The organism is Saccharibacillus sacchari DSM 19268 (genome assembly GCF_000585395.1).
In the GTDB taxonomy this organism is placed as follows: Bacteria; Bacillota; Bacilli; order Paenibacillales; family Paenibacillaceae; genus Saccharibacillus; species Saccharibacillus sacchari.
Genome location: NZ_KK073875.1, coordinates 3,525,448 through 3,547,171 on the forward strand (window position 1 = coordinate 3,525,448; position 21,724 = coordinate 3,547,171).

Consider the following 21,724-nt stretch of genomic DNA (forward strand, 5'->3'; position numbering starts at 1 on the left):
GATGATCAGCCAAACGTAATCCTCTGATTAAGAGTTGACAAGGTACTAGAGGCTTGTTTTTCGTATTGGAACGATTCCATTTGAATCATCGGGTCGCATTCCCGGATTCGAACGATATCGACATTGCGACATTGGAGAAGCAGCTGAGCGAACTCGGCGCCCGATGCATACTGCTCACCATTTCGGACGATCGAGCGGAGGAACGAATAAAAAGCAGGAATCCGCAAGAGTGGGCGAATAAATCCAATGAAGATATGCAGCAAGCTTGTCAAGATTTGATCGATACCCAAAACCGACTTCGCGCGCAATCGGCAAAGTCGGCTGTTTCTACATATGAAATCAATACCGATCTTAAGGATTGGAACGGTTACGCAAAAACGATCATGGAAGAACAGATTTTGTTTAAGCTTTAAATGCAGCATCTATCGAATACCTATAGCAGAAAGCGGTGAGCTGCCCCTTGTACGGTGTTGTCCTGTATTTTGATACACATACGAAAGAAGCCATCCGAATCCGGTCTATCATCCCGGCCAATGGGCTCCTCACTGTACGCTCGCAACCACCTGAACACCGACAAGTTATCTGAAGCGTTACGCTTCAGCACGGAAAAATTGTCAACGATGCAAACCGAAGTGCAAGAAGTATCGTTGATCAAAATCGTTCAGCGCGAAAATTGTAAAAAGATCCATACGATCATCAGCCAAAAACTTATCTAATTCCCAACACTCAATCCTCTTTTCAGAAAGGAATGCCAATCATGCCTTTGCCTATGGTTCACTTGGGAGTCGCCTCCCGTTACTTTGCAGGAAGCTCCGTCCCCGACCCGTTCGTGCTCGGAAGCGTTGCGCCGGATGCTATTCATATGAGAAAAGGAACCGGCCGCGAAGACAAGCTGCGCACCCATTTCGGCGGCAAAGAAACGACTCCCGATCAGCTGGAGCGTCATTACGCGCAGTGGATCGGCCGAAATCCGAGCGAAGAATGGAAGCTGTACGTTCAAGGGTACTTTGCGCATATCTTAACCGATTATTTATGGGGACTTCGCGTTTATGCCGATTTCAAAGACCAAGCCCAGCAGGACGGAATTCCCGAGAGCGAGATCAAAACCGGTTATTATATCGACACGGACGGCGTAGATTTTGCGCTGTACGAGACTTCCGTTTGGAAAAAAGACCTTTGGGAAAGCCTGGCGCGGGTACCGGCCTGCGCGATGGATCCGCTGCTCAGCGAGCAGGAGATCGACGAGTGGAGAACCCGCACGATCCGTTGGTTCAAAGACGCGTCGAACAAACCGGCCAATCCGCCCCGATTCATCACGCGCGAAATCGTTGAAGTGTTTATCGAACAGGCAGGCGGCGAGATTCGAACGATTTTGGACGAATGGGACGCACGCCTGTCTCGCCGCAACTATAGATACTCAATAAGGAGTGGACAACCATGAAAGCCGTTATCGTCGAACGACAATCGAACATCAATACGCTGCAAGTTACGGAACTTCCGATTCCCAAGCCCGCTTCGGGCGAACTGTTGATCAACGTGCAGGCCGCGGCCGTCAACCGGACGGATATCGTCACGCGGGAAGGTCAATCCGGCTACGCGACGAATCCGGTCCTCGGAGTAGAGATCGCGGGAATCGTGGAACAAGCGGATCAAGAAACGGGCTTTGCGCCCGGCGATCGGGTTATGGGCCTTGTTAACGGCGGAGGCTACGCGGAATACGCGGTGATGCCGGCGGACCGGGCGATGAAGATTCCGGCCGAATATTCGTTCGAACAGGCCGCGGCCGTACCGGAAGTATTCTTGACCGCTTACCAGACGTTGTATACGATCGGACGGCTTCAACAGCATGAGTCGGTGCTGATTCATGCGGGCGCAAGCGGCGTGGGAACGGCGGCGATCCAACTGGCCCGCACGCTCAGTCAGGCGAAAGTGATCGTGACGGCCGGCTCGCAAAAAAAGCTCGATTTTTGCGGAGAGCTGGGCGCGGACGTGCTGATCAACTATAAAGAACAATCCTTCGAGGAAGAAGTTCTGCGCGCCACGGACGGCAAAGGCGTCGATCTGATCCTGGATTTCGTCGGCGCGGATTACTGGGACAAAAACCTCGCCAGCATCAAAAAAGAAGGACGCTGGGTGCTGATCGGCATACTGGGCGGAGTGCAGGTGGAAAAAGTGAATCTGTTCGCCCTCATGTCCAAATGCGTGCAGTTGACCGGTACGCTGCTGACGCCGAGAAGCGACGAGTATAAAGCCAAGCTTACGGGCGATTTCGTCCGGGACGTCATGCCGCATATGGAAAAAGGCGAAATCAAGCCGATCGTCGACACGGTCTTTCCGCTTGCGGAAGCAATGGAAGCCCAGCGGCATATGGAGGAGAACCGGAATATCGGGAAGATCGTGCTCGGCGTGCAGAACATCCAGGCATAAATCGATCGCAATCCTGGATGGCGACGACCGGACTCATTATTTCTCGATCCCTGACAGCGAAGCCAGCGGTATCAAAACCGTTCTCTCGTGCGGCGTGCGGTTCGGCGTATGCAGCGCGAGCATTTTTTCGCCTTCTACCGTTTCGAAAATCATCCCGTGTCCGCCGTCGCTGCCGTACAGCGGCGTATCCTCATGCGTCCACGGGCCTTGCAGTGTGCCGGACTCCGATACCGCCAGTCCGAGCGCGTAGTGGTTGTCGATAAAGCTGGCCCAAATCAGGCAGAGCCGATCTTCGTTCCGGAACAGGAACGGCCCGTCCGTAACATAGTTTTCCCGGTCCGGATAGCGCTCGGCAGAAAAGGGAGTGGCCCACGGCGCCGCCGAAGCATGGAACAAAGTCACCGGTTCTCCGGCCGCCGCGGTCAGTTCCGCATCTAGCGGCATGGCGCATATCGTGCCGTCGCCGATCTGCTGCCACTCCCTGCAAAACACCATCCACGGCTGCTGCTGTTCGTCCACGTATAACGTGCCGTCCAGCGAACTCCAATCTTCCGGCGTGACCGGACCTTGGCTGCGCGGGCGGTAAGGACCGAGAATATGATCCGCGTCCAGAATGGCCGTGCCGAGCAGCCCGTTGTCTTTGCGCCGAAAAGTAGCGAACATATAATACCGGCCTTGATAAACATGTACTTCCGGCGCCCAAAAGTTCTTTTCGGAGAAAAATCCCGGTTCCGGGCGGAACGCTGGATGCGGGCCTTCCCAATACTCCAGATCCCGGCTGACATAAGCGTCGAAGCCCGTGCCTTCGTTCCAAATATCCCGATCGGTGCTGCCGAACAAATAATAGGCTCCCGCTTCCTTGTCCGTCACGATATACGGGTCCCGAATTTGAATTTCCGACAATAACATGAATCTGCTCCTTTTATAAGGCCGCGGACAGAGAGGGGACGAACTGCGCACCTGCTCCGGCCGCGGTCTTTTATGATTGTAATAGACCTAACCGTACGACGGATACGCGATCCCCGGATCGCCGACCGTACGGAAGTTTTGCTCCTTCTGCTCGTACTCCTGAATTTCATTGCCTTTGACGACGACTTCCAACTCCTGATTGTCGTACCGTACGACGCCTCGTACCGTCTGCACGCTCATTCCGATACATGTTCGCAAATTCCCTGCGCGATCCGTCACGATTCGCAATCCGTAAGGAAAGCTGAGATGCGGCCTGTTATTTTTGTACATGAAGCATCGATCCGGCGTGTTGACGAGTTCGTAATGAATCCCGTCCACCGTGCGGCTGTAGGCGGTATCCCCGGCGATCTCTTCGCCGTGATCGCCGGCGCTCGGCAGCAGGCCCGTGAACGCCAACGTTCGGTCGGGCTGCGGCAGGATGCCGCAAAGCCGTTCCGCGATATCCAGCAGCGCCAGGATCGAAGGGGAGTACTGCTCCGTGAATCCCATCTCTCCGGTCCACGGACTAAGACATTGGGCGAACCGATCCGAGCGTGCGAACGCGCTTAAGATCGGATGCAGCACCCAGGACAATTCCACGTGCCGCTGATGATGCTCGAACGCGTGCGGCGTGCGAAGAATGGTCAAAAAGTTCGTCGGGCCCGACCAGCTGTTGTAATGATTGAACGGGTCGAAGCGGGGATCGTCCATCGCGATCGACGTCAACGGATATTTGGCGAAAAACTTGGACGTGTTCAGCAGATAGCGCCGCAGCGTCTCGGCGAAAAATTCGCCGTCGCCCACTTCGCAGGCCAGTACCCGCAGCAGCACGTCCGACTGCACCCGCACCCACTGATCGTGACGGTCACGGTCGTAAAAGAACTGATCCTGTTCGTCGAAGCAGTATCGATACAGACTGTCCAGAGTTTGCTCCGCCATCCGCAGCCAATCCTGACCGGCATCGGGATACTCCAGCCGCTCCGCGATCTTTGACAGATACGTCCGCTGGCAAAAGATGTTCGCGGTCAGATCCGGAGCCAAAAAAGGGAGCAGCGGCGAATGCGGATCGCAAGCGGCGGCATCGCCCCGATACGGCACGTCCGGCACATGCCAGAAGCGCGGCGACAGATCGTGTCCGGTATCGAACGCGCCGAACGCTTCGACGCAGCCGGTGCCGCGCGTATCGCGATAAGTGCCGATCCAACGGTCGTACCGCCGCATTGCTTCGTACATGACCGGGAGAAAATCCGAGGTATCCGCCGAGGTTTCTTTTTCGTGCAAACGGCCGTAGTTCCAGACCGAACGCGCCAGCGGCGTAACCAATTGAATCTGCCGGTAAGAAGGCCCGTCCGGCGTGATCTTGTAAGGCAGCAATCCGTCTTCGCGCTGGAAAGCGGCGAAGCCCCGGTACGTATTTTCCGCGACTTCGGGCAGAAAGCGTGCCAGCACTTCCGTATTGATCGTGCCCGTGCTTTCCAGCCAGCAGCCGAAGTAGGTGCCGCCTTCATGCAGGATCGGTCCCAGTCCGGCCGTCGGCACGATACAATTCATGAGCTGCCGCCGAGCTTCGCGGTGCCGGCTTTCCAGCTCCCCGGTCGACGTCGCGAAATTTACGCCGCTTTGCTGCCACTGTTCCGACAAGCGGAGATGCAGCGAGCTGCTTTCTTCCTGCTGAACGGGGGAAGGATTCCGCAGTTTTTGCAGCAGGGGAAGAATCTTTTCAGAAAACGGGGCGTCGGGATCGGCGTAAAGTTCCGTTCGTTCGTCGTTCATGTCCACGCTCCTTTGCGGCATCGATATACAACCAAGGATTTACTGAGCCGAAGTTTTGTTTTTGGCGAAAATCTGCTGCGCGCCTTTGTAGAAATCCGATACGGCCTGCTCGACCGACTTGCGGCCGAAGCCGATCTCCTGAACGGTCGTTTCGCCCAGCTTGGTGAACTCGGCGCCGCCGGGGATGTTATAGCTGACGACGAAGTTCTCTTTTTCGGCGGCTTCCGATACGCGGCTCGTATACTCGTACACGATCAGATCCGCCGGACTCGCGTCTTTTTGCAGCAATTCCCGATTGGCCGCCGTGACGGGAACGCCGCGATCGCTGCCGAGAATCTTCGCCGCATCGGCGTCGTTGATCCAGAAATCGATCAGTTTGGCGACGGCTTCCGGATGTTCGGTTTTGGCATACGCGGACAAGCCTTGGCTGGATTCGAACACGACGCCGGTACCTTTCGGACCTCGCGGCACTTGGACCAAGACCAGCTCGTCCTCGGTCAGGTTTTGGAAAGCGGCCAGCTGGTTCGAAGGAATCAACGTCATGCCGACGCCGCTCGTGATCAGCAGCGTTTTGGCGGTATCGTTCGGCGGGTTGGACACCTGCATCTCCGGCGAGACGACGCCTCCGTTTTTGGTCGTTTCGTCCCAATATTGATACCACGGCAAAATGTCCGCTTCTTCGAAGCCCAACGCTTCGTTTTCCATGTCGTACAGCTGCTTGCCGTTTTGCTTCAGGAAAATATCCATCCCGTCGAACGTGAAGTTGTACGTGCCGGCCACGCCGTCCAGCTTGTCGGACAACTCCTTGCTGATCCGCGCGTAATCGTCCCAGTTCCAGCCGTCTTGGGGGATCGGCATGCCGGCTTTTTCGAACAGCGTTTTGTTGACGACGATCCCGCGGGCATTGGCTCCGGCGGAGACGTTCACCAGTTTGCCGCCGAGCGTGCCGTATTCCACCAGCGATTGGTCCATCTGATCCAGCTTCAGCTCGTTTCCGACGTAAGGCGTCAGATCGAGCAGCACGCCTTTGCTGGCGTAATCCGTGACGTTGCCGCCGAGGAAAAAGACGTCCGGCGCGGTGCCGGAAGCGAGCTGGGTGTTCAGCTTGTCGAAGTATCCGGTCGAAGGCGCGAATTCGCCCATGACTTTGATATCCGGATTCTTTTGCTCGAACAGCTTGATCGCCTGGTTGGTCGTGTCCGCCCGCTTCTGATCGCCCCACCACATCATGCGCAGTTCCGTTTGGCCGCCGGCCGCTTCGCTTGTTTCGCTGCCGCCGCCTGCCTGCTGCGCTGCGGGACCGCCGCTGCCGCCGGAACAGGCGCTGAGCAGCAGCGTAACCGTCAGCGCGCTCAACCCTGTCATCCACCGTTTACCCTTTTTGCTGAACATGCTCATCGAATCACTCCTCGTGTTTGGATAAAAGCTTTTTCATTTCAGGCCGGTCGTCGCGATTCCTTCCAGGAAGTAGCGTTGGAACGCCAAGAAGATGACGGTGATCGGCAGCAGCGACAACGCCGACATCGCCAGCAGGCCGCCCCAATCGGATTGTCCCGACGGGTCGAACAGCGAGCGGATGCCGAGCTGCACCGTGAACAGATTGATATCGCTGAGATAGATCATCTGGCTGAAGAAATCGTCCCACGACCAGATGAACGTGAAGATCGCGGTCGAGATCAAGGCGGGAACCAGCAGCGGAAGAATGATCCGGAAATAAATTTGCCGCTGGCTGCATCCATCGATGGTGGCGCTCTCGTCGAGTTCTTTCGGCAGGCCGCGGATAAACTGCACCATCAGCAGGATGAAGAAGGAGTCGTGGGCCAGCCATTTGGGCAGAATCAGCGGGAAGTACGTGTTGATCCATTCCAGCTTGCTGTAAATGACGTACTGCGGCACCAGCACCACATGATACGGCAGCATGATCGTGACCAGCATCAGGCTGAACCAGAGACCTTTAAAGCGGAAGTTCAACCGTCCGAACGCGTAAGCGGCCATCGAGCACGTCACCAAGTTGCCCAGCACGGACATGACGGAGATGAAGGCGGAGTTGGCGAAAAAGCGTCCGAACGATACCCCTTGCAGTCCTTTCCAACCGTTGACGTAATTTTCGAACGTCCACGTCTGCGGGATCAGTCCGGGACTGCTGAAGATGATCTGATTAGGCTTGAACGAGCTGCTGATCAGCCAAAGCACCGGATACAGCATCAGCAGGCCGAACCCGATAATGACGATATGCTTCAGCAGCGCCCGTAAGCGAACCGTCCGATGCGCCGTGCGGGAACGGGACATTTCGGAAGCGTTTGCAGAAGAATCGGCAGAAGTCGTTTTGATATTCATGTTCCGTTATCTCCCTTCCTGATCGCCGTAGAATACCCAGAATCGGGACGTCAAGAACACAAGCGCCGTGAATGCCCCGATGATGACCAGCATGATCCAAGCCAGTGCGGAAGCATATCCCATATCGAAAAACGAGAAGCCTTTCAAATACAGGTACAGCGTGTAAAACATCGTCGCATCAAGCGGCCCGCCGCGCCCGTCGCCGATCACGTAAGCCGGGGTGAACGCCTGGAACGAATTGATGATGCTCATGACGAGGTTGAAAAACAACACCGGCGACAGCATGGGCAGCGTAATGCGGAAAAACTGCTTGACCTTGCCCGCTCCGTCGATTTGCGACGCTTCGTACAGATCGGCGGGAACCTGTTTCAAGCCGGCCAGAAAGATCACCATCGCGGAGCCGAACTGCCAGGTCGACAAGCTGACGATGGTGTACACGATATAGTCGGGATGCGAGATCCAGGCCGGGCCTTGAATGCCGAACCAGGATAGAAATTGATTTAAGGCGCCGCTTCCGTCAAAAATTTGCCGCCAGACGATCGCGATCGCCACGCTGCCTCCGAGCAAGGACGGAATGTAGTATACGGTTCGGTAGATGCCCAGCGCGCGAATGCCTTTGTTTAGCGCCAGCGCGATCGCCAGGGCAAAAATCAGCCGCAGCGGAACCGACAAGAACACGTATTTGAACGTCAGCAGCAGCGAAGCCGTGAACGTGCCGTCCTGCGTGAAGATCTGTCGGTAATTCTCGGTTCCGATCCACTGCGGGGGAGAAAGCAGATTATACTGGGTCAGCGATAAATACAGCGAACCGAGCATGGGGCCCAGCGTCAGGCAAAAAAAGCCGATCAACCAGGGCGTCAAAAAAGCGTAAGCGGTCCAATTGGATTCTCGGCGGCGCACGGATTTCATCAGTTCTCAGCTCCTTTAAATAGTCTGTCTATCCGGATAAGCCCATCATAGACAAAGGAGCGGTGCGCTTGAATATCATTTCTTCGGCAAAGCGCTATCGTTTTTTTCGGATTGCCGCTGACGGTATTCGGACGGCGCGATGCCGTGCAGCTTTTTGAATTTGGAGCTGAAGTAGCTGGCATTGGAAAATCCGGTCAGCTCGGCGATGTCCCATAAATTCAGTTCGGTATGCCGGAGCAGATGCATGGCTTGCTTCATGCGTGCTTCCGTCACATACCCGATAAAGGTCTGTCCGGTGCGATTTTTGAACAATTCCGAGAAATAGGAGGGATGATAATTGAACCGCTCGGCGATATCCGTCAAGCTCAGGTCATACATATAGTTTTCGTCGATCCAATGCTGGGCTTGGCGGATCCGTGAACCGTCGTCGGACGTCTCGGCAGACTGTTTTTGCAGCTGCCGGTACAGCTTGGACGCGATTTCGCGGATAAACGCGAAAGCCTCTTCCGTGCCGCGCAGTCCGAGCACCAGCTCGGGACGGATCCACAGCCGGTCGTGTTCGTCCGACGCCAGCCGGTGCTCGTGAGCGAGATGTTCCAGACCGATACAGATCCGAAAGATCGTTTTCGCGAAATAAGGCCGGGATATCCGAAAAGCCTGCTCAAGTTCGGCTTGCAGCAGTCGATCGTAGGCTTCGGAATCTCCTTTTGCCAAGCAGAGATTCATTTCCTGAGTCCGATCCCGCATCGATTGCGGATGGTCGGTACTTGCCGGCATCTGATTCGCCAAAGAACCGTGGAGCTGCTGCTTCTCCTGCAAGTTCCAATCCAGCAGCGCGCCGATATATCCGTCTTTCCAGCAGGCCATTCCTTGGACCGACGGCCCTTGACCGAGCAGCGGCCGGATGCCGACGAGCTGTTCGGTCAATCCGATCAGCTCGTCTAGCCGAAGCGAAGCTTCCCGTCTGACGGATTCGTCTTGATCGTCGATCATGACATGCATCAGTTCGGGATAGGCGGCATCGCGGAAAACGGCCGCCGCCTGCTCCGTGCGCTGACCCCATTCCCGGCACAGCAGCTCGAACGGCAGACGCAGCTGATCGGCGGGACGCTGCGGCGCAGAGCGATCCCGTTCGCGGGACGGGGAAAGGGACAGCAGCGACTGACCGCGTTCGCCCAGTCCCAGCGTGACGAAGGAAATCCGTCTGTCTTCCCAAGTATCCAGATGAAACAGCCGCGAACGCTCCGCGAGTTGACGGTCGGGGGTGAAGCGGTCTTTGAGCAGGTGCACGATGAAATTTTCCTTCATTTCCTCGTAATAACGCGATAACCGCCATTCCTGCTCGCCTTGCTGCTGACGATCCGATCGCTTCCGGTCCAATTCCTGTTTCACTTTTTCCAAAGAAAGGGCCAATTCGTCGCGCGCGACCGGCTTCAGCAGATAGTCGCGGGCATGGCTGCGGATCGCCGCCCGGGCGTATTGAAAGTCCTCGTAGCCGGTAATGACGATGATCAGAATCTCCGGGAACCGCGATCGGCATTGTTCCAAAAATTCGACTCCGCTCATCAGCGGCATGTTCATGTCGGTCACCACGATGTCGACCGGACCTTGCTCCAATCGTTCGATCGCTTGCCGTCCGTTCGATGCTTCGGCAGCCACGGTCAAGCCTATCCGTTCCCAATCGACCTTCAATTTAAGACCTTGAATGATTTCCGGTTCGTCGTCGACGAGCATCACGGTATACATGGGTCAGCGCTCCTTTTTCATGGTTTCGATATCAGCAATTTCCGGTTTTTGAACATTTTCCGTAATGGGGATTATCAGCTCGATCCGGGTGCCTGACGCTGCTTGTTCGTTATCCCCGTCCAATGGGCGGGAGCGGATATGTACGTTGAAAGAATCCCCGTAATACAAGCGGCAGCGGGCCAGCACGTTGCCGAGCCCGATATGCCAACTGCTGCTGCTCAAGATCTGCTCCAGCCTGGCGGGCGAAGGCGCGTGCAGGAATTTGGCGATCGACTCGTCGGACATGCCGGGACCGTTATCCTGCACGACTAGATGAATATGCCGGTGCGCCCGATACACTTCGATGCTCACGATTGCTTCTTGGCGCTGAGGCAAGCTGTATTTGACCGCATTTTCAATCAACGGCTGCAAAATGAATTTGATCGTCTTCAGCTCGTCGAGGCCGGGCTGCTGATCGAGATTGATCCGCAACCGCTCGCCGAACCGGATACGCAAAATCGCGATATAGTCCTGCACATACTTCAATTCTTCTTTCAAAGGGGTTAGGTCGTCGTTAATATGCAGGGAGAAGCGCAGCATTTTGCCCAATGATTCGATCACGCTGACCGTATCGTCCGTGCGCTTTTGCATCGCCAGGCTGCTGAGCAGCTCCAGCGTATTGAACAGGAAATGCGGATTGATTTGCAGCAGCAGCGCTTTGTATTCGGCTTGTTGGCGCAGAAGTTTGAGTTCGAACTCTGTTTTGATATGCTGATTCAACTGCCGGGTCATTTCTCCAAACGTGAACGTCACGTACCCGATCTCGCTGTGAACAGGCAGAGCAGGAGGAATTTTACGCTGGGCCTTAGCGAAGTCGCCGCGCTTGATATCGTTCATGGCCGACACTAATTTTGAAAGCGGTTTCGTGATACTATAAGACAATAAGCTAGCTACAATGATCGACGTTACGAGCAGCACGGAAGCCGCGATGATGATACTGATCCGCAGTTTGAACAGGTTGGCGTACAGATCGGCTTCGGATACTTTGCCGATCAGCATCCAATCGGTCATGGCCAGCTTTTTGTATACGATGATGCTGGTGTGCCCTTGTTCGTCGGATACGTACAACACTCCCTGTTTGGCGTGACCATTGCGGATTTGCCGGATTCGTTCTGCGTCGGACGCGCTGATTTGAAAGCTCGACGGTTCCAGGAGCGGTTGCCCGTTTTCGTCGAGCAGATAAATATTTCCTTTTTCACCCAAATGGATTCGGTCCAGCGGACGGGTAAAGTAGTCGGCGTCGATATTGATCTTCATGACGCTGCGGGTGCGCGAAGGCTCGAAGCTGCCGATCGGCATCAGCATGCTGACGACGGGATGCCGGTTATTCTGCTCCAGCTCCGCCTGATCCTGATGAGCGGCAGCCCAATGCTTTCCTTCGGCGAAAAATCGCGTGTACCAATCTTCCTGCTTAAAAAAATCTCCCGAATACACCGGACTGCCGCTTCCGCTGCCGATCCATAGGCCTTCCTGCCGGTAAATGCTAACGGAAGAAACGCTGGAGTAGCTGTTCGCGGCACGAGTCAGAAACTGGCTCATTTGCAGATGCGCCAGCATCTTTTCCCCGCTGCCGACGTCCGGGTCCGACACGGTCGAGTCCCATTCTTCGGTTGTATTGCTATTGAAAACAAGCGAAGCCAGATCGTAAATTTGCGTCTGCACCATGTCCACGTAAGAACCGTATTCGTCCATTTTCTCCAAAGCCGACGACTCGATGTAGGAGCGGATGACGGAGCGGGCTTCGTTGAACAGCAGAATCGCCAATGTGCTGAACGACAAAACGAGCAGGGTCACGAAAAACAAAATCAACCGATTGCGCAGCGAATAAAACATCGTTTGCCTCCTTTCGATAGCTCTGATTATAGTGCAAATCCGCAAACCCGAAAGACCGGATTTGCATATTTGCCGAAAAACCATAGAATGGAAGCAGAAGATTAAGAGTTTATTTTATGTGTATATCTGGATATTAGGGAGGCCGACTATGATAAAAAAAGGGAATGTCTTCGTGCTGATCGCAATCGTTCTAGTGCTAACGGCCTGCCAATCTTCGCAACAGCCGTTGCAGCCTACCCAGCAAGAAACCGTTGATTTCGACAGAACCGCGGCGACGGAAATGGTAGAGAAAAAAGAACGAATGATCATGGACGCTGCTTCGAAAGGCACGTTCACGAAACAGGAATACGACGAGTTGGAAAAAGCGTTCACGGAGGAGTTCGGAGATCGCGCCCAAGACTTTTTATCCATGTTGTTCATCACCGATCTGGACGCGGCGCCTGACGCGGACCGAAAGATCAATGAAAACATGCTGTATCCGACCGTATTTCATGAAGGCGTTAACCTAACAAGCGCGACCGTTAATAAGGTTGAATACGAGGAGAACATGCTTAACCAAACCACCTTAACCGTGAAGGAAGAGTATGACGGGAACGACGAGAAGCTGCAAGGTTGGAATCGGGAATATATTTTTGAACCCGACGAGAATGACAAGTGGCAGCTCAAAAGTTTTTTTCGGAACGATGAATTTTAACGGAGAGGATTATACGATGGATGATTTGGAGTTGAAGTCATAAAGGAGCGTATGCATGAAATTTACATCCATACATAAGAAGACCCGAGGAATGCGCAAAAAAGCGCGGAATCTCGCCAGATGGTCGGAACATCACAAGGAACTGGATATCGACTCCTTGATTCGCCACCGTAAAGACTACGTGAAAATTTGGATCGATCCGTTTTACTGCCTCTATCAGATTACGCCCAATAAAATAGGAAAGAAAAATCCGAAGCATCGGTTCCAAAAACAGATTCTGTATCAATTGCTCGACATCTATTTGGCTTGGCAGAAGAAACTGGATGAGTTGGACCAGCCTTATTACCTGAAAATATGGATAGGCGATCCGGAATTCATAGATTCTCAGGTCGTTGCGGCGCTTGAACCGGAGATCGATTATTACAGCAAGCTTTTCCGAGTCAAAGAACAAGGCAAAGCGTTTCCGTTGGATATTCGGCATCCGTTAATGGAGCAATTCAAGTGGGAACGCTGTTGGAACGGCTATTATATTTGGGAAAGCGACTTGGAAACGGCTGAGGAGATCCAAGAAGCGCAGCATAAAGCTATTGAAATCAGCGAAACTTTCTTTAACGGATGGTTGGAAAAATCGTATTTTATTTCTATCGGGGATATGTGGGTGGGGAGTATAAAGCAAAGTAAGAACGCCATTATTTTAAAAGGGGATCCCAATCATGGATAAGGGGAAAATTATCTTTTTGAACGGTGTCACAAGCTCAGGAAAAACTTCAATCGTGGATGCGATGCAGGCGTACACGGACCCGTTTTTTTATGTAGTAGCCAATGATCTTTTCGAAAATACGATCGGCGATCAGCATCTGCAAAACGATTACTGGAAGTATCTGAGCGAAGCCATAATCATGATGTACCATACGGCCAAAGTATTTTCGGACAGAGGAAAGAACATTCTGATCGACGGGATTTTGGTAGAAAGACCCGAGCTTCAGCCGCACTACCGGCAGGTTCAGGAGATTTTTGCCGGGTATCCGCTGGAGATCGTGGAGGTTTATTGTCCGTTGGAGATTTGCCGAACCCGTAATCTGGAACGCGGAGACCGGGGTGAACACCAATCCGCCGAGCAGCACCGAATCATGGCACTGGATATCGCATATGATTTCTCGGTCGATACGAGTCTGCATACGCCTGAAGAATGCGCGGAATTGATCATTGAAGCCTTATTTCAAAACGAATCGAAGATTGGACGTTAGGAGGCATAAACATGGCAATTTATCTGGTAAGACACGGAGCGGATGACGAAAGTTACCGCGGCGGCTGGAGTCAACGAGGGCTGAATACGGAAGGGTACAGGCAGTCCGAGAAGCTAGGGAAGTATCTCGAGGCGCGCAACTCAAGCACTTTTCGAATCGGTCGGATCATAAGCAGCGACTTGCAGCGCGCATTGGATACGGCAAACGAGCTCGCTGCTTGTTTGGATATTCCGGTCGAGCGCGATGCGCAGTGGAGAGAGATGAACAACGGAATCATTGCCGGAATGCCTAACGAGATCGTGGACGAACGTTTTCCCGGCCTTTATTTTTCGAGCTTGGCAATGGACGAACGATATCCTGGCGGCGCAAGTCCGGCAGAGTTTTACTCTCGGATCGAAATTGCTTTTAACCGGTTATGCGAGCATCATTTAGCCCAAAACAGCGATTCGAACATCCTGCTCGTCACGCACGGCGGAGTCATCAATATCATTTACAGTATATTAAAAGGCATAGCGTGGACGAATCGAAGCAAGTCATTCCCCTCGGAACATACCAGCATGCATCGTATCGAGCATATGGACGGGAAGTGGACGATTACGCTGGAGAATGCGGTGGGACATTTTGACGGAACAAAGCAGGCAGGGAAAATCCCAAACGCCGATTCCTAAAACAAGCTTTTCACCGATTGATCGAGCCGACCTTACATATATGCATTAAGAAAGGTGAGAATATGAAACCTACTTTAGAACGTTATACGATTGACTTCAATCCGGTAGGCGATCTCGACCAAGACGTCGCTTCATTTTTGACTTTACATCATAATGAATCAACGCTGGAGCATACGATAAAAGTGAAAAACGAAGCGAAAAAGATTGCAGAGTTCTATGACAGGAGTCTGGTAGATAAATCGATTAAGGCAGCGTTGCTGCACGACGTTAGTAATGTAGTGCCGGTCTCGAAAATGCTGGAGTTCGCCAACCAACTTCAAATAGACATCATGGAAGAGGAATGGAAATACGCAAGAAGCGTTCATCAGAAACTGTCAGAAATCATGGCGAAAGAGATTTTCGGAATCGCCGACATTGAAGTCTTGAATGCCATCAGAAGCCATACTACGCACAAAGCAGATGCATCGATGACGGATAAAATTTTGTTCGTGGCAGACAAAATCTCTTGGGAACTTCCGGGAACGCACCCTTATTTGGCGGAGATGAGAAAACAGGTATACGATTTCAAAATCGATCAAGCTATACTCCTTTATTTGGATGTGATTTGGGAGCAGCGAGACAAACTCAAATTGGTGCATCCATGGCTTATTGAAGCGAGAGAAGAACTTCTTTTAAAGACAAACATTCGCTCGGGTGCAGAAAATGAAAAATAACCCGATGTTAAACGAGGTAGTTCTCGAACTTTGTTACTTGGTGCATTGTAGTCGTCGTATCGGTCTGCAAGCTATATCCGAGCACGAGATCGAATCGGTTTTAAGCAAAGCGGCTTCGAAAAATGTCGCAAGATTTATTAAAGACGGCATACAAATTATTAAAAGTGGTTTCATGTATTCGCATGCGAAAAAATATCTGGAGTCAAACCTTCTCGAATATGTCCGCAATCCGCAGCTCAGTCTCGAAGAGTTAAAAGCTATGCATTACAGCATGTACATTTTGGAATACTGTAGTCACGGAGACCTGAACGAGATCGTGCGGCATTGCAGATTGATCTTGCACGAAGAAAACGCGGATCGTGAGCGCTCGGCAGATATGGATTACACGTACGAAGAACCGGTGAGAGTCAGAAGGGTTTTAGAGTTTTTGCGAGCAAGGGATTATGCCAACGAAGCGATAGACCGCGAAGAATTCGAAGCTTTCAAAGCTAGCGGATGGGAGCAAGTCGTGGAGTCGCCGCGGCTTTCGAGAAAAGAAATCCAACGGCTGCTGGATGAACACGATCAGTCGATGCGGTTGATGCGCGAAGAAGTCGTTAAAGGAAACGAAATGAAAGTTCTCGCGTCCGTAAGTGTAATCGTTCTCAATGAACAAAACGAGATTTTATTGGCAAAAGGGCATAGGGGATGGGACATGCCTCAAGGCTATGTGGAAGAAGGCGAGTCCATTCGGCAAGCGGCGGTTCGAAAAGTCAAAGAAGCAACCGGAGTCGATATGGAATTGGACAAATTCTGCGGGATCTTTTACAACGTGACGCGCGGCATAAGCAGCCATATCTTTACCGGCAAGCCGATCGGAGGGACTCCGGAGGCCAGCGGCGAGAGCGAGGACGTCGGCTATTTCACGATGGAAGAAGCCAAGAAGAAGATCGTCTGGGGTGACTTCAAAGAGCGGATTCGTTGGGCATTGGACGAGAGCAGTCATCCTTTTTTGATTGAACTTTGGGATGAGTAGCCAGTGATAGGAGGAAGCCGACGAGCAGCTTGCAGGGATTACGGTTCGCTCCCGATCTCTTCTTTCCATCCGTAAGCCAGCCACGTCATCAGCGGTTCGTCATAAAGTTTCCAACGCTCGATCGAGTCTTCTGCCAAAATCAGAAGCGAAGTTTGTCCTGTCGAGACGATGATGTTTTTGCCGTCCGTCAACGTAAGGACTAAAACGTTTCCCGGCATCGAAGTCATCGTAATGCCTTCATCGCCGACTTTTCCCTGGTTCTCCGCTTCATTCAGCCACCCGACGATTTTTTCGATGATTTCTTTGCCAGAAGGACTGTCTGCATCCATGACTTTCGAGACGACTCCGGTATTCATTCCTTCTGCCACATAGAGCGACTGCACTTCGGATAATTCGGGAATCAATCCTGGCGGCGTTTTTTCCTGACAGCCCGTCAGAACCAAGATGAACAGGCAGCTGATTACAAGCATGTACGTTTTTCGCATAGTTCCTCCCAAGAATTTAAGATCTCTTTTAGGTTTTGCTTCATGCTGCATCGCAGGACGATTTCTGGGCCTTTCCTGCGGGAACCTACGGATTAGGATCTGTTGCAGTGAATAAAGAAAAATATGGATATATTACATAAGCGAGTAACCCTATTATATACAGAGAAGGATGATTTTTTTGCAAAAAGGCATAATTTTATTCATGAACGGCACGTCCAGCGCAGGCAAGACCAGTATCGCGAAGGAGCTGTTGAAGCAAATCGAGATTCCTTTTCAGCATGTATCCGTAGACGATTTTTTTCGTAATTATGACGAGTTTATCGACAAAAAGTATCCGAACCTTGAACCTGCGATCGAAGTCGAACAGCATACCGTCGCGCAAATCATTTTCGATCCGATCGGCTCTCTGTGCTATTCGACCGTCAAGCTGTTTTCGGAAATGGGCGTGAACGTCATTTTGGATACGGTAGTCGATAATGAAAAATGGTTTAACGTATGCCAAGATCTATTTTCCGGTCATCCCACATTGTTCGTAGGCGTCATCTGCTCCAGAGAAGAGTTGGCAAGAAGAGAAGAAGCAAGAGGAGATCGAGCGATCGGATTGGCCAATGCGCAGTTCGATGGCGTGTACACGTTCGAAAAATACGACGTCGAAGTGAACACCGAAGAGCTGAGTCCGGAAGAATGCGCCGAAAAAATATTGAGATTTATTCGATCGGGTCAGGCATATTCGACATTTGAGCAGTCCGGCAAAAGAGCGTTAGGCATGTAAGGTGAATGCGATCTCATTGCCCGAATCGACGATGAAGGCGGTTCGATGATTCCTACAGCATATCCCAAATGCGAAAAGCACGACGTGTATCTGAACTGCTATGGATGTTTGCTGTGCAATAACGACGCGTGATCGCGCAAGCGTGCCTACCCGAAAGGAGCAGATCATCCAATGTCTGAATCTGAATTTTTTTTGTACGATTATATCAGTATTTATTCGGACGAGCGTTATGCAGGGCGGATCAAAACTGTCGATATCGAGCGCTTTTTCATTGAAGTATTGGCGTTTGAAAAAACGGACAGCTTGAAGTTTTGCAAAGTCGTTAGCGGCGAACCTGTCAGGGCAACGGGATACTTGGCGAATGCTCAGGGAGGCTATGCTTTTGATACATTGGACGGAATTGAAGAGATCAACCTGATCGAGATCGATATCCCGCTTCAAATGAACGTGGAACTGGAAAGATTTATTCTGGCTGCCGCATATCAAATAGCCAAGCGATATTCGTGGATTGTAGATGAACGGAGAGAATAATGAAACAGATGAATAACCAATGCTGCGCGTATCGCATTTATCCGGAGCCTGCGGGAACCCATTATTTTCAACAGGATCTGATGACGGAAGAACAGGTCGAACGACTTTTTGATTACGCTCAAATACTTGAATTGATTATCTTTGAAGCAGGTTGGGCCTTTTTAATCGATCGGTACGGTTATCCTTTGCTATATGAAATCAATAATAGAAGCGGATGGTTCGACAGCGAGAGTCTGGAAGAGTTTAAGCTATACGTGCAAGCCTATCGGGACGATGCAAATCGGATCTAACTTTTATGCCGAATGATTCGTTCATGATATAACAGCAAGTTCAATGCACATCGCATATGAGGAAGGAGAATCATATGGAAGCGATACGGATCGGATTGAGTCTATTGTTTTTTATCATGATCGCGGCGCTGTTTTTCGGCTTGACCCGTGGGTTCGTTGCCAGGTATCTCGACAACTTTTATCAAAAAGCGTGGGAAAAGCTGAGGTATGGATTCAAAAGGACGCCTTCTAATGATTAAAGAGTTGTACATGTAGCTTTTCAGTTCATGTCGACAATCCGGAAAGGTTGGGAATCAGATGGGCACTAAATTTGCAAACCTTCATATTCAAACGCAGGATCGACAGCTCGTACTTGATGCCTTAAGGCAATTGACCGATCAGGCCGGGCACGTATTGGCTAAACCGATTTTAAATCTGTCCAACATCCTCGATCAATATATCCAGCGAAAAGAAGACGGAAGCTCCATCATCGAGACCGAGCCGAATGTGACTTATTATCTGCATCAAAGCGGCGAGTGGACGACCGTGCTCAATTATTATTTCGAATGGGGAACGGTCGAACAAGTCGGAGAGCTGCTGTCCACGTTTGTTTCGCAACCGATAATGACCGTCGGGTTTTTCGATGAAGATATTTTCGAATGGACGATATTCCAAGATGGCGAAGCGAGATCCAGAAAACTGTTTTGCGGAATGTGGGCTGCCGACGAGTATGAGCTAAAGCCGGAAGTCGTGGATTTTACTTATTTGCAAGAAGTGATCGGAATCAAACGCGCCGATCTCGATCGGTTATTCGACAGCGAAACTCCCGAGCAGGCCGTAGATGCGCTGTCGGAGCAGCTCAACGTGCATTTGTGGATCGATTACAAAGTCATGGGTAGCGATGCGGAGTCGGCGAAAAGATATTCCCGCGTAGACCAAGATATAAGGAAGTGATCGATTGAACCCGACAGACCCTAACCTGGACGAACAATCAAGCTGGTATGCCGTCAAGATGCTGTTCGAATGCTTCATTACGGGCAGGCCGGACGCTTCCAAGATCGACGACGATTATACGGAAGACAAGACGTACGAAGAGAGCATCTACCTGATCCATGCGAATTCGCTCGAAACGGCATACGAGAAAGCGGAACAAGAAGCTCGAAGTTACGAGATGTCTTATCAAAACGTATACAGGCAGGACGTGGAATGGAAGTTTGTGCGGTTCTTGTATGCTTTTCATTTATTCGATCAAGAGCCTGCGGATTTGACCGAAGTCTATTCCCGGCATATCAGCGCACCGAAGCGAACGAAAACGGAAGAGTTTGTGCGCAAGATGTTTCCCGAAACGGAAGAGCAAGATTGAGCACAGCCGACATTTCAGGAGGATTCCTTATTGAAAAGTTATTACGGAGAATTATGCACCAAAGTCTACGAGAGCGGTAAATCGTTAGCCGAAGGCAAAGAATTGGAGTTCTACCTGTCCTTCGTGACTCGACCGGACATGGAAGTACTTGAACCGATGTGCGGCAACGGGCGGCTGCTGATTCCTTTTATGCAACGCGGGATTGGGATCGAAGGGTTCGATATTTCGGAAGACATGCTGAAGATGTGCAGGGAAAAAGGGCGCAGCCTGGGGTTGGAACCCCGTGTCGATCAGGCCAAACTCGAAGAATTCGTCAGCGACAAAAATTTTGACCTGATCGTTATTCCGTTCGGTTCGTTCTCGCTGCTGCCCGATGAGCTTGTAGATCAAGGTCTTCGCCAGTTGAAAAAAGCTTTGAGCGATCAAGGAAAGCTGCTGTTGACGATCATGGTCGAGCCGCATCAGGGAGAGGACCTTGCGGAATGGACCGAATCGGGCATGACGCAGCTCGCAAACGAATCGATTAGGCTGTACAAGAAAACCCGGTATGATGCGGAAAAAGTAGTCCTGTTCACCGAATTGAAATACGAACTTGTCAAGGACGATCGCGTGCTGCGAACGGAGATCATGGAGTTTCCGGTTCGCTTTTACGGCATCGATGCCTTTAAGCAGATCCTTGAGCGCAATGATTTTCGGCAAGTTACGGTGCATGAGGTGGAGAACGGGTACGGCGAAGGGACTCTTTTCCACGTGTTCGAATGCGGTTAGCCGACTTGGATCATGGCCGCGTTCGATCATCCGATTCTATTGAAAGGCAGGCGATCCGTCGATGTTTTACGTCAATGCGCGAGCTTTTATCGAACGCGAAAGCGAAGGCGTAACCGAGCTGCTGATCCAGACCCGCACCAAAACCAATCAACAATCCCTAGAACTTCCGGGCGGGCAGTTGGAGCCGTTCGAAGCAATCTTGGACGGGTTGAAGCGGGAAGTATTCGAAGAAACCGGATTGACGGTAGTCGAGGTCGAAGGCAGCGAGACCCGGATCGATACGAGAGGGATCAACCCGGATTTCGAAGTCGAGTGTCTGGCTCCCTATTGCGTCTATCAAACGTTAAAAGGCCCGATCGATTCGGTCGGCATGTATTTTATCGTGGGAGCTGAAGGCGAGTTATTGAAAACAGGCGATGAAACGGCGAATATTCGTTGGGTAGCAACAGACGAGATCGATCGTCTCATGTCGGAAGATCCCCGACAGTTTTCGGACGTCGATCGTGCGGGGCTGATGTATTACCTGAATCATCGCAATCCGATAAGGAGGGATAAGCCATGAATCCGAAACAAAGAAGGTTCAAACCGATCTATCTGCTTGCCGTTCCGATTATCTCGGTACTCGCAATCTTGCAATTCAATCAGAATGCCGATCCGGTAGGCTCCATCATGAATCGTCCGGTAGACGTCGAAAAAATCTCCAGCACCGAAATGGGGAGATATGTGTATTCAAATCAGAACGGAGCCGGCTTTGTTCAATTTGAAGATATTCCGTTGGACACCCAACAGATCGATAACATCGCGACTTGGATAAACGAGGCTCCCGAATCCGCAATTACAATGCTAGACACTATGCCTTCGGATATCAGCGCCGGAATCGTCTTCAAAGTCAAATCCAACAAAGAAGTTCGCATCCAGTATAATCGGGATAAAGTCTACGTAACGCGCACGGACGTCAATCGGCAAATGCTTCGGTATTCGATCGAGCAGGCCGAATTGAAGAACTTTTTCGATGAACAGCTCAAAGGATCTTACTTCGGCGAAGATGCCGTACCGGACGTAGAGGTGTAGGAAGGCAACGGCGAAGAGATGTAAGTTCCCGAGCATGATTCCGATGACAAATGTAACTAGGGGTCTTTTTATCGATCGAGCATACTGAAGAAAACGTACCCGAAAGGATGAGCTAC

25 protein-coding genes are annotated in these 21,724 nt (G+C 51.6%); 17 read left to right on the plus strand and 8 right to left on the minus strand.

The annotated features are described in order from the left end of the window. The first annotated feature begins 53 nt into the window (after positions 1-53). The 3 genes from SACSAC_RS15050 to SACSAC_RS15065 all read left to right on the plus strand — a co-directional run bounded on the left by SACSAC_RS15050 (position 54) and on the right by SACSAC_RS15065 (position 2,427). Positions 54-413: a hypothetical protein gene (locus SACSAC_RS15050; RefSeq protein WP_051507145.1), complete on the plus strand. Its 360-nt coding sequence runs from the start codon at positions 54-56 to the stop codon at positions 411-413. A gap of 344 nt (positions 414-757) precedes the next feature. Continuing rightward, positions 758-1,441 carry a zinc dependent phospholipase C family protein gene (locus SACSAC_RS15060; protein ID WP_037287811.1) on the plus strand — a complete coding sequence of 228 codons (684 nt, stop codon included), beginning with the start codon at positions 758-760 and terminating at the stop codon, positions 1,439-1,441. Beyond that, positions 1,438-2,427 carry an NAD(P)H-quinone oxidoreductase gene (locus SACSAC_RS15065; RefSeq protein ID WP_037287813.1) on the plus strand — a complete coding sequence of 330 codons (990 nt, stop codon included), beginning with the start codon at positions 1,438-1,440 and terminating at the stop codon, positions 2,425-2,427. The genes SACSAC_RS15060 and SACSAC_RS15065 overlap by 4 nt, the downstream gene beginning before the upstream one ends. Positions 2,428-2,463: 36 nt before the next feature. On the opposite strand, the gene SACSAC_RS15070 is transcribed toward SACSAC_RS15065, so the two are convergent. From SACSAC_RS15070 to SACSAC_RS15100, 7 genes are all read right to left on the minus strand, one after another. Next, positions 2,464-3,336 carry a glycoside hydrolase family 43 protein gene (locus SACSAC_RS15070; protein WP_037287815.1) on the minus strand — a complete coding sequence of 291 codons (873 nt, stop codon included), beginning with the start codon at positions 3,334-3,336 and terminating at the stop codon, positions 2,464-2,466. 87 nt (positions 3,337-3,423) lie between these two features. Further along, positions 3,424-5,148 (minus strand): MGH1-like glycoside hydrolase domain-containing protein, encoded by a 1,725-nt coding sequence (locus tag SACSAC_RS15075; RefSeq protein WP_084778085.1) that lies wholly within the window; start codon positions 5,146-5,148, stop codon positions 3,424-3,426. A gap of 39 nt (positions 5,149-5,187) precedes the next feature. Next, entirely contained in the window at positions 5,188-6,546 is a 1,359-nt protein-coding gene (locus tag SACSAC_RS15080; RefSeq protein ID WP_425414814.1) for an ABC transporter substrate-binding protein, read from the minus strand. Positions 6,547-6,579: 33 nt separating this feature from the next. Beyond that, complete coding sequence (locus tag SACSAC_RS15085; RefSeq protein ID WP_051507519.1) at positions 6,580-7,437, minus strand: carbohydrate ABC transporter permease; 858 nt, start codon at positions 7,435-7,437, stop codon at positions 6,580-6,582. A gap of 54 nt (positions 7,438-7,491) precedes the next feature. Next, positions 7,492-8,394: a carbohydrate ABC transporter permease gene (locus SACSAC_RS15090; RefSeq protein WP_037287818.1), complete on the minus strand. Its 903-nt coding sequence runs from the start codon at positions 8,392-8,394 to the stop codon at positions 7,492-7,494. A 75-nt stretch (positions 8,395-8,469) separates the two neighbouring features. Beyond that, on the minus strand, positions 8,470-10,140 hold the full coding sequence (locus SACSAC_RS15095) for a response regulator (protein ID WP_037287820.1): 1,671 nt from the start codon (positions 10,138-10,140) through the stop codon (positions 8,470-8,472). Between the two features lie 3 nt (positions 10,141-10,143). Continuing rightward, positions 10,144-12,012, minus strand: coding sequence for a cache domain-containing sensor histidine kinase (locus SACSAC_RS15100; RefSeq protein WP_051507146.1), 1,869 nt, complete (start codon positions 12,010-12,012; stop codon positions 10,144-10,146). A 148-nt stretch (positions 12,013-12,160) separates the two neighbouring features. On the opposite strand from SACSAC_RS15100, the gene SACSAC_RS15105 reads away from it, so the two are divergent. From SACSAC_RS15105 to SACSAC_RS28720, 6 genes are all read left to right on the plus strand, one after another. Further along, positions 12,161-12,706, plus strand: coding sequence for a hypothetical protein (locus SACSAC_RS15105; protein ID WP_245608646.1), 546 nt, complete (start codon positions 12,161-12,163; stop codon positions 12,704-12,706). A gap of 55 nt (positions 12,707-12,761) precedes the next feature. Continuing rightward, positions 12,762-13,427 carry a hypothetical protein gene (locus SACSAC_RS15110; RefSeq protein ID WP_037287821.1) on the plus strand — a complete coding sequence of 222 codons (666 nt, stop codon included), beginning with the start codon at positions 12,762-12,764 and terminating at the stop codon, positions 13,425-13,427. Further along, positions 13,420-13,953, plus strand: a complete 534-nt coding sequence (locus SACSAC_RS15115) for a phosphotransferase-like protein (RefSeq protein ID WP_037287823.1) — start codon at positions 13,420-13,422, stop codon at positions 13,951-13,953. Before SACSAC_RS15110 ends, SACSAC_RS15115 begins: the two co-directional genes overlap by 8 nt. Positions 13,954-13,964: 11 nt before the next feature. Next, entirely contained in the window at positions 13,965-14,621 is a 657-nt protein-coding gene (locus SACSAC_RS15120) for a histidine phosphatase family protein (protein ID WP_051507147.1), read from the plus strand. 62 nt (positions 14,622-14,683) lie between these two features. Further along, entirely contained in the window at positions 14,684-15,334 is a 651-nt protein-coding gene (locus SACSAC_RS15125) for an HD domain-containing protein (RefSeq protein WP_037287825.1), read from the plus strand. 259 nt (positions 15,335-15,593) lie between these two features. After that, positions 15,594-16,349, plus strand: coding sequence for an NUDIX hydrolase (locus tag SACSAC_RS28720; protein WP_342666471.1), 756 nt, complete (start codon positions 15,594-15,596; stop codon positions 16,347-16,349). A gap of 38 nt (positions 16,350-16,387) precedes the next feature. Here SACSAC_RS28720 and SACSAC_RS15135 read toward each other — a convergent pair whose 3' ends face one another. Then, a complete protein-coding gene (locus SACSAC_RS15135) occupies positions 16,388-16,834 on the minus strand; it encodes a hypothetical protein (RefSeq protein ID WP_037287827.1) in 447 nt (148 codons plus the stop codon). 178 nt (positions 16,835-17,012) lie between these two features. On the opposite strand from SACSAC_RS15135, the gene SACSAC_RS15140 reads away from it, so the two are divergent. From SACSAC_RS15140 to SACSAC_RS15175, 8 genes are all read left to right on the plus strand, one after another. Next, on the plus strand, positions 17,013-17,606 hold the full coding sequence (locus SACSAC_RS15140) for a chloramphenicol phosphotransferase CPT family protein (RefSeq protein ID WP_037287829.1): 594 nt from the start codon (positions 17,013-17,015) through the stop codon (positions 17,604-17,606). A 171-nt stretch (positions 17,607-17,777) separates the two neighbouring features. Next, positions 17,778-18,137, plus strand: a complete 360-nt coding sequence (locus SACSAC_RS15145) for a hypothetical protein (protein ID WP_037287831.1) — start codon at positions 17,778-17,780, stop codon at positions 18,135-18,137. After that, on the plus strand, positions 18,137-18,427 hold the full coding sequence (locus SACSAC_RS15150) for a hypothetical protein (protein WP_245608647.1): 291 nt from the start codon (positions 18,137-18,139) through the stop codon (positions 18,425-18,427). The genes SACSAC_RS15145 and SACSAC_RS15150 overlap by 1 nt, the downstream gene beginning before the upstream one ends. Before the next feature lie 297 nt (positions 18,428-18,724). Continuing rightward, positions 18,725-19,360: a hypothetical protein gene (locus SACSAC_RS15155; protein WP_037287833.1), complete on the plus strand. Its 636-nt coding sequence runs from the start codon at positions 18,725-18,727 to the stop codon at positions 19,358-19,360. 4 nt (positions 19,361-19,364) lie between these two features. Next, on the plus strand, positions 19,365-19,769 hold the full coding sequence (locus tag SACSAC_RS15160) for a DUF4288 domain-containing protein (RefSeq protein WP_051507148.1): 405 nt from the start codon (positions 19,365-19,367) through the stop codon (positions 19,767-19,769). 30 nt (positions 19,770-19,799) lie between these two features. Continuing rightward, on the plus strand, positions 19,800-20,537 hold the full coding sequence (locus tag SACSAC_RS15165; protein WP_037287835.1) for a class I SAM-dependent methyltransferase: 738 nt from the start codon (positions 19,800-19,802) through the stop codon (positions 20,535-20,537). Between the two features lie 61 nt (positions 20,538-20,598). Continuing rightward, positions 20,599-21,099, plus strand: a complete 501-nt coding sequence (locus SACSAC_RS15170) for an NUDIX hydrolase (protein ID WP_037287837.1) — start codon at positions 20,599-20,601, stop codon at positions 21,097-21,099. Beyond that, positions 21,096-21,608 (plus strand): hypothetical protein, encoded by a 513-nt coding sequence (locus tag SACSAC_RS15175; RefSeq protein ID WP_051507149.1) that lies wholly within the window; start codon positions 21,096-21,098, stop codon positions 21,606-21,608. Before SACSAC_RS15170 ends, SACSAC_RS15175 begins: the two co-directional genes overlap by 4 nt. Positions 21,609-21,724 lie beyond the last annotated feature (116 nt).

Bases quoted from the DNA above. Each gene is read 5' to 3' on its own strand.
- SACSAC_RS15060 (WP_037287811.1), top strand. From the start codon at position 758: ATGCCTTTGCCTATGGTTCACTTGGGAGTCGCCTCCCGTTACTTTGCA.
- SACSAC_RS15065 (WP_037287813.1), top strand. From the start codon at position 1,438: ATGAAAGCCGTTATCGTCGAACGACAATCGAACATCAATACGCTGCAA.
- SACSAC_RS15070 (WP_037287815.1), bottom strand. From the start codon at position 3,336: ATGTTATTGTCGGAAATTCAAATTCGGGACCCGTATATCGTGACGGAC.
- SACSAC_RS15075 (WP_084778085.1), bottom strand. From the start codon at position 5,148: ATGAACGACGAACGAACGGAACTTTACGCCGATCCCGACGCCCCGTTT.
- SACSAC_RS15080 (WP_425414814.1), bottom strand. From the start codon at position 6,546: ATGAGCATGTTCAGCAAAAAGGGTAAACGGTGGATGACAGGGTTGAGC.
- SACSAC_RS15085 (WP_051507519.1), bottom strand. From the start codon at position 7,437: ATGTCCCGTTCCCGCACGGCGCATCGGACGGTTCGCTTACGGGCGCTG.
- SACSAC_RS15090 (WP_037287818.1), bottom strand. From the start codon at position 8,394: ATGAAATCCGTGCGCCGCCGAGAATCCAATTGGACCGCTTACGCTTTT.
- SACSAC_RS15095 (WP_037287820.1), bottom strand. From the start codon at position 10,140: ATGTATACCGTGATGCTCGTCGACGACGAACCGGAAATCATTCAAGGT.
- SACSAC_RS15100 (WP_051507146.1), bottom strand. From the start codon at position 12,012: ATGTTTTATTCGCTGCGCAATCGGTTGATTTTGTTTTTCGTGACCCTG.
- SACSAC_RS15105 (WP_245608646.1), top strand. From the start codon at position 12,161: ATGATAAAAAAAGGGAATGTCTTCGTGCTGATCGCAATCGTTCTAGTG.
- SACSAC_RS15110 (WP_037287821.1), top strand. From the start codon at position 12,762: ATGAAATTTACATCCATACATAAGAAGACCCGAGGAATGCGCAAAAAA.
- SACSAC_RS15115 (WP_037287823.1), top strand. From the start codon at position 13,420: ATGGATAAGGGGAAAATTATCTTTTTGAACGGTGTCACAAGCTCAGGA.
- SACSAC_RS15120 (WP_051507147.1), top strand. From the start codon at position 13,965: ATGGCAATTTATCTGGTAAGACACGGAGCGGATGACGAAAGTTACCGC.
- SACSAC_RS15125 (WP_037287825.1), top strand. From the start codon at position 14,684: ATGAAACCTACTTTAGAACGTTATACGATTGACTTCAATCCGGTAGGC.
- SACSAC_RS28720 (WP_342666471.1), top strand. From the start codon at position 15,594: ATGCATTACAGCATGTACATTTTGGAATACTGTAGTCACGGAGACCTG.
- SACSAC_RS15135 (WP_037287827.1), bottom strand. From the start codon at position 16,834: ATGCGAAAAACGTACATGCTTGTAATCAGCTGCCTGTTCATCTTGGTT.
- SACSAC_RS15145 (WP_037287831.1), top strand. From the start codon at position 17,778: ATGTCTGAATCTGAATTTTTTTTGTACGATTATATCAGTATTTATTCG.
- SACSAC_RS15150 (WP_245608647.1), top strand. From the start codon at position 18,137: ATGAAACAGATGAATAACCAATGCTGCGCGTATCGCATTTATCCGGAG.
- SACSAC_RS15155 (WP_037287833.1), top strand. From the start codon at position 18,725: ATGGGCACTAAATTTGCAAACCTTCATATTCAAACGCAGGATCGACAG.
- SACSAC_RS15170 (WP_037287837.1), top strand. From the start codon at position 20,599: ATGTTTTACGTCAATGCGCGAGCTTTTATCGAACGCGAAAGCGAAGGC.
- SACSAC_RS15175 (WP_051507149.1), top strand. From the start codon at position 21,096: ATGAATCCGAAACAAAGAAGGTTCAAACCGATCTATCTGCTTGCCGTT.